At 68.4% G+C, this 6,678-nt stretch carries 6 protein-coding genes; 3 read left to right on the forward strand and 3 right to left on the reverse strand.

Annotation, left to right across the window (positions count from 1 at the left end; all coding sequences use genetic code 11):
• Positions 1-1,078, reverse strand: a 1,078-nt coding sequence (locus DPV74_RS37755; RefSeq protein WP_119339037.1) for a pyruvate dehydrogenase, incomplete at its 3' end; no start/stop codon positions are given.
• 104 nt (positions 1,079-1,182) lie between these two features.
• On the opposite strand from DPV74_RS37755, the gene DPV74_RS37760 reads away from it, so the two are divergent.
• Together DPV74_RS37760 and DPV74_RS37765 are read left to right on the forward strand one after the other, a co-directional pair.
• Positions 1,183-1,830 (forward strand): glutathione S-transferase family protein, encoded by a 648-nt coding sequence (locus tag DPV74_RS37760; protein ID WP_119339038.1) that lies wholly within the window; start codon positions 1,183-1,185, stop codon positions 1,828-1,830.
• A 202-nt stretch (positions 1,831-2,032) separates the two neighbouring features.
• Positions 2,033-3,550, forward strand: coding sequence for a cytosine permease (locus tag DPV74_RS37765; protein WP_230942786.1), 1,518 nt, complete (start codon positions 2,033-2,035; stop codon positions 3,548-3,550).
• Between the two features lie 175 nt (positions 3,551-3,725).
• Here the strand turns inward: DPV74_RS37765 and DPV74_RS37770 are convergent, their stop codons facing one another.
• Positions 3,726-4,481: a glucose 1-dehydrogenase gene (locus tag DPV74_RS37770; protein WP_119339039.1), complete on the reverse strand. Its 756-nt coding sequence runs from the start codon at positions 4,479-4,481 to the stop codon at positions 3,726-3,728.
• Positions 4,482-4,521: 40 nt separating this feature from the next.
• Positions 4,522-5,058: a VOC family protein gene (locus DPV74_RS37775; protein ID WP_119339041.1), complete on the reverse strand. Its 537-nt coding sequence runs from the start codon at positions 5,056-5,058 to the stop codon at positions 4,522-4,524.
• Positions 5,059-5,392: 334 nt separating this feature from the next.
• Between DPV74_RS37775 and DPV74_RS37780 the strand changes: the two genes are divergently transcribed.
• Positions 5,393-6,643 carry an MFS transporter gene (locus tag DPV74_RS37780; protein WP_119339040.1) on the forward strand — a complete coding sequence of 417 codons (1,251 nt, stop codon included), beginning with the start codon at positions 5,393-5,395 and terminating at the stop codon, positions 6,641-6,643.
• The last annotated feature ends 35 nt before the right edge of the window (positions 6,644-6,678 follow it).

Here is a 6,678-nt window from a genome sequence, read left to right on the forward strand (position 1 = left end):
CGCGGCCGTCGTCGGCCAGCAGGCGAAGCGCGACCGCGGCGATCCAGCGCGCATTCGGCGCGCGTGCGCCGGCGTCCGGGCCCGCCGAGTCCGCCGAGTCCGCACCGAGCGCCGCGAAGCGGGCCGGGACGAACGCGCCGATCTGCGCGGCGACATGCCTCGCATAGCCGGTCACGGCGAGCACGGGCGTGCGGCTGTCGCCGATGCATCGGCGCACATGCGCGACCTGCGGCTCGTCGTGCGGGTGCAGCAGGTTCCACCGGTCGGCCGCGTGACCGTCGCGGGCGAGCTGCGTGTAGCTCGGGCAGCTCCAGATCGTCGAATCGACGCGCCATTCGTCGCGCAGCAGATCGGCCGCCTCCTGCACCTGTGCAAGCGTGCTGCCCGCGCCGCACAGCCGGATCCGGGCGGCCGCGCCGGCCGCCGCCCGCCGGCCGGCCCGCACCATGCCGCTGAACGCATCGCGAGCAGCGGTGGCCGACAGCGGTTTCGCATCGGGCACGGGGTCGTCGTGGCTCGCGAGGTAGCAGAACCCCGGCTGGCCGGCGACATAAAGCGCCCGCAGCGCGTGGCGCAGGATCGCGATCGCCTCATGCCCCGAGGCCGGATCGTATGGCGTGCACGCGGGGTTCGCGGCCAGCCAGTGCGGGACGTCGGGCGTCACGCCTTTCGGCCAGGACGACGCGAGCGTTTCGGCATCGTTCACGAAGATCCCGCGGTCGACGGTTTCGATCGACGCCAGCCGCAGCCGGTTGGTCGCGCGGGCATGCAGCAGGTACAGCAGCGGCCGCTCGAACCGCTTGCGCGCATCGAGAAATCGCAGCGGCCAGGCGCTGATGCGGCGATGCGCCCCCGCGTCTGCAAACGGCGCACGCGTGTCGGCTCGCACGATCCAGACGTGTTCCGATGTCACCGCATCGCGTTCGAGGCAATCGGCGGCCGCGCGCATCGCGCCGAGCGGCGACACCGCACGGCCACGCGGCGCGAGCCGCTGCGTCAGCAGCCTTTCGAGGCAGGCCACCGCGGCGCGGCGGGTGTCGGGCGTCCGCACGGGCGGACCGGATCGCGCAGTCTGCATGTCCCTCCTTTTGGTATTGGCATGTCGCCGGGGCGTCGGTTCCGGCATAGGATTGCAATTGCAACGATTGTAGTTGCAACGACAACCGTAAGACAAGGACCGACATGACTTCGACGCATTCCCTCACGTTCTATACGGCCGACACGCCGAACGGGCACAAGATCGCGATCTACCTGGAGGAGGCCGGACTCGCACACGAGCGCGTGCACGTGAACCTGTCCGCCGGCGAGCAGCGCAGCCCGGCTTATCTCGCGATCAACCCGAACGGCAAGATCCCGGCCATCGTCGACCACGACACCGGGCTGACCGTGTTCGAATCCGGTGCGATCCTCGGCTATCTCGCTGCGAAGACGCGCTTTCTGCATCCCGAAACGCTGGCCGAGCGCACGGCGGTGCAGCAATGGCTGCACTTCCAGATCGGCGGGATCGGGCCGATGCTCGGCCAGCTCTGGTGGTTCCTGCATGCATCGAAGACGGTCAATGCGCAAGCGATCGAGCGCTACCGGAACGAAGCGCGGCGCCTCTATGGCGTCGTGAACGGCCGATTGGCGGAATCGGCGTATCTCGCTTCGTCGCAGTACTCGATCGCCGACATCGCCGCGTTCCCGTGGCTGCGCACGGCGGCCGAGCTCGATCTCGACCTTGCCGGCTACCCGCACGTCGAGCGCTGGCTCGCCGATATCGAGGCGCGGCAAGCCGTTCAGCGGGGCCTGATCGCATGCCGCGCACCGGCGGCGGCGCGCGCGAACTGACGTCGCATCGCCCGCGCCGTACGGATGGCGCGGGCGCCGGCCGCCGGCCTGCCGGGAAACATTGTTCTCCTTCGTCGTAAACGTCTCGAATGCGTGATATTTGCGCCGCGCGATCCGGTTTAGAGTGGCCGCGAATCGATGACGATGTGTCGTATCGCCGCAGTCCCGGGCCGTACAGATGCACGAGAGGAGCTGGAGACAAATGAGTGAAGGCAGGATTACGCAGGTCGAATCGTTCGGTTTCGAGCGCATTCCCGATGCATCGCGCTATGCGCGGCCGATCGATCTGTTCAGGTTGCTGTTCGGCGGCTGCAATACGTTTTCCACATCGGTGCTCGGCAGCTTTCCCGTGCTGGTCGGGCTGTCGTTCAAGGCGGGTGTCTGCGCGATCGTGCTCGGCGTGCTCGCCGGCACCTGCATCCTCGCGCCGATGAGCCTGTTCGGCCCGCGCAACGGCACGAGCGACCCCGTGTCGTCCGGCGCGCATTTCGGCATCCACGGCCGGATCGTCGGCTCGTTCCTCGCGCTGCTCACGTCGATCGCGTTCTTCTCGCTCGCGGTGTGGAGCTCGGGCGACGCGCTCGTCGGCGGCGCGCACAACATGGTCGGCGTGCCGGTCAACGGCTTCACGCTCGGTGCGGCGTACATGGTGTTCGCGGTGCTCGTGCTGATCGTCTGCATCTACGGCTTCCGCTTCATGCTGTGGGTCAACAAGATCGCCGTGTGGGCCGCGAGCGTGCTGTTCGTCGCGGGCCTGTTCGCGTTCGCCGGCCTGTTCGACATGAACTACGCGGGCACGGTGCAGCAGGGCAGCGCGGGCTTCTGGGCCGCGTTCGTCGGCGCGGTGCTGGTTGCGCTGAGCAACCCAGTGTCGTTCGCGTCGACGCTCGGCGACTGGGCCCGCTACATCCCGCAGCACACGCCGAAGCATCGCGTGATGGGCGCCGTGTTCGCCGCGCAGATCGCGACCTTCGTGCCGTTCTTCTTCGGCCTCGCGACCGCGACGATCATCGCGGCGAAGGCGCCCGCATTCATTGCGTCGAACGACTACGTCGGCGGCCTGCTCGCGATCTCGCCGCGCTGGTTCCTGCTGCCGATGTGCCTGATCGCGATCATCGGCGGGATGTCGACCGGCACGACCGCGCTGTACGGTACCGGCCTGGACGTGTCGAGCATGTTCCCGCGCCTCCTGAATCGCGTGCGTGCGACGCTGCTGATCGGCACGATCGCGATCGCGTTCATCTTCGTCGGCCGCTTCTGGTTCAACCTCGTCGAAAGCGTCGCGACGTTCTCGACGCTGATCGATACCTTCAGTTGCCCGTGGATGGCGATCATGGTGATCGGCTACGTGACGCGGCGCGGCCACTATCTCGCCGACGACCTGCAGGTGTTCAACCGCGGGCTGCACGGCGGCCATTACTGGTTCACGCACGGCTGGAACGTGCGCGCGATGGGCGCATGGCTGCCGGCCGCGTTCGTCGGGCTGTCGTTCGTGAACCTGCCGGGCCAGTTCGTCGGGCCGCTCGGCAACCTCGCGGGCGGGCTCGACCTGAGCGTGCCGGTGTCGCTGGTGATGGGCGGGATGTTGTATTTCGCGCTGCTGACGCTGTACCCGGAACCGGACGGCGTGTACGGCCCGCACGGGCGCCGCTTCGTGCGCGGTGGCACGCAGGCGGCGCGCGGCAACGGCGCGCCGGCGATCCAGCCGAAGGGATATTGAGCGGCGCGTGGTGCAGCGCTGTGCAAATGACGATGCCGCCGCGCGGGAGAGCCGCCGGCGGCACGTCGTTTCGGGGCGTGTGATCGCGAGAGGAAGAGGCAGCAACTTCCACGTGCCGTCGCCGCAAACGAAAACGCCTGCCGGGCTGGCAGGCGCGCGCCGGCTTCGATGCGAGTCAGTGGAACGTGCTGCCCGCGAGCATCCCGCCGTCGACGATGAATTCCGACCCCGTGCAATACGCGGATTCGTCGGACGCGAGGAACAGTACGAGGCTGGCGACTTCCTCGGGCTTGCCGATGCGCGCGATCGGCAGGCCGCTGTAGATCGACGACGGATCGAAATCCGCGAACTCGGGCGGGCGCGCCATCACGGTATCGATGCCTCCCGGGTGCACCGAGTTCACGCGAATGCCGTAGCGGCCGAATTCGAGCGCGGCGGCCTTCGTCATTCCGCGTACCGCGAACTTGCTGGACACGTACGCGCTGCCGCCCGCGACGCCCTCCATCCCGGCCGTCGACGACACGTTGACGATCGAGCCGCCACCGGCTTCCTTCAGCGCGGCCACGGCCGATTTCATGCCGAGCCAGCAGCCGACCTGGTTCACGTCGATCACCTTGCGATAGTCGTCGAGCGAACACGCTTCGATCGGCACGAGCTTCAGGATGGCCGCGTTATTCACGAGGATGTCGAGCCGGCCGAAATGCGCGAGCGTTGCATCGACGGCAGCCTGCCAGCCGGCCTCGCTCGTCACGTCGAGATGCTGGAATCGGGCGGCGTCGCCGAGTTCGGCCGCGACGCGCCGGCCGGCGTCGTCCAGCACGTCGGCGATCACCACGCGTGAGCCTTCGGCGACGAACCGGCGCGCTTCCGCTTCGCCCTGGCCGCGGGCGGCACCCGTGATCAGCGCCACCTTGCCTTCGAGTCGTTTCATGCTGCTTGCTCCCGTGAGTGTGGGGGGCGCGCGGGGCCGCTCATGCGGAGGCGGCCGCCGCGTCGATGATGCGAACCGGATCGGTGCCGTCCCGGGTGTGTGATTCGGCGATCCCGCGCGCGATCATGTCGCGCATGCCGGCGCCTTCGATGAATTCGACGCGCAGGCCGGGGTCGTCGGGGTCGTCGAGATACGCGACGCGCGTGGCCGGGTTGCCCGCTTCGAACACGACGCGCAAGCCGCGTGCGGTGAACCGTGCGATCGCCGCATCGAGATCGTCGACGACCCACGCGACGTGATGCAGCCCGACGAGCGGTTGCCCGTGCACATCGCGGTACGGCGACGACGTGTCGTTCGTCACGTGAATCAGTTCGATCTGCAGATTGCCGCGATACGCGAGCCCGACGTCCATCGTGACCGACACCGGCTCGCCGAGATGATGGCCGTCGAGGCGCACGTTGCGGAATACGGTCCACGGGGCGATGTCGTGGCGTTCGCGCCAGCGCGCGATGCTGCGGTCGAGATCGGCGACCACGTAGCCGATCTGGTCGATGGGGCCGAGGACTGGGTCGTTCATGGCGTCTCCGTGGCGGACGCCCGTGAGCGTGCCGCGCATTGAATGGCGGTCATGATCGCAACAAAGCGCGCGCGGCGTGCCATCCAAACGGATGAGTGGGCGCGCTTGGTCCCGGCGTGACGGGTGGGCGCGGGTCGTCGCGACGATGCCGGTGCGTCAAGCGCCGGGTAGCGGCCGCTGCCCGCCGTTCCGCGCCAACGCTGGCGGCCCATCGGCGCGGGCGGCAGGCAGGGTGCCGGTTCCGCCGATGGTCAGCATCGCGGGCGGCGGCCTACCGCGGCCGCCGTCCGGTCGTTACGCTTGGGCGATCATCCACTCTGTCCGGAAGGTCGCCATGTCCCGGCTCGATTACAAGTTGCTCGGCCCCTGTCTGCTCGCGATCGCGCTCGACGCGATGGGATTCGGGCTCGTCTATCCGATGATGTCCGCGATCTTCAGCGATCCGCACGCGGGCATCCTGCCGGCCGACGCCGGCGCGCACGCGCGCAATTTCTACCTCGGTCTCGGCTACGGGATCTATCCGTTGTGCATGTTCTTCGGCTCGTCGCTGATGGGCGAACTGTCCGATCGCTACGGCCGCCGCAAGATCCTGCTGCTGTGCGTGACCGGCCTTGCGGCCGGCTACGCGATGATGGCGGCCGGTGCGTGGCATGCGAGCGTCGCGCTGCTGTTGATCGGCCGCGGGCTCACCGGGCTGATGGCCGGCTGCCAGGGCATCGCGCAGGCAGCGATCACCGACCTGAGCACGCCGGAAAACAAGGCGTACAACATGAGCATCATGTCGCTCGCGTTCAGCGCGGGCGTGATCGTCGGCCCGGTGCTCGGCGGCGTCACGTCCGATCGCACGATTTCGCCGCTGTTCGACTACGGCACACCGTTCGTGCTCGTTGCCGGATTGTCGCTGATCGGCGCGTTCTGGACCTGGGCGTCGTATCGCGACTCGGCCGTGCCGCGCGGCGACACGCGCATCGATCCGCTGCTGCCGCTGCGCATCATCGGAGAGGCCGCGCGTCAGCGCAACGTCGCGTTCCTGTCGGTGGTGTTCTTCCTGATGCAGGTCGGCTACGGGCTCTACCTGCAGACCATCATGCTGCTGCTGCAGGCGAAGTTCGGCTACACGAGCGCGCGGCTCGGGCTGTTCAGCGGCGTGATCGGCCTCTGCTTCGTGTTCGGCCTGCTGTTCGTCGTGCGGCTGATGCTGCGCGTATGGCGCGTGATCGACATCGCGAAGACGGGCCTCCTCGTCGCGGGCGTCGGCCAGGTCCTGTCCGCGCTGTTTCCGCACGAGCCGGTGCTGTGGGCGCTCGCGATGGTCGTCGGCTGCTTCGACATGGTCGCTTATACGACGATGTACACGGCGTTCTCCGACGCGGTCAGCGAGGACAGGCAAGGCTGGGCACTCGGCGTCGCGGGCTCGGTGATGGCCGTCGCGTGGGTCGTCACGGGGGCGCTCACGAACCTGCTGCCGGTGTTCGGCGAGATCGGCCTGCTGCTGATCGGCGGCGCGGGCTTCCTGCTCAGCTTCGCGATGATGGTCGCCTACGGCCGCACGCAGCCGGGTGCGCGAACGGCCGCGCTGTCGTAGGCGGCAGGCACGTTGGCCCGATCCTGTCGGACGTT

The sequence above is a fragment of the Burkholderia sp. HAN2018 genome, from assembly GCF_024704855.1.
Classification (GTDB): Bacteria; Pseudomonadota; Gammaproteobacteria; order Burkholderiales; family Burkholderiaceae; genus Burkholderia; species Burkholderia cepacia.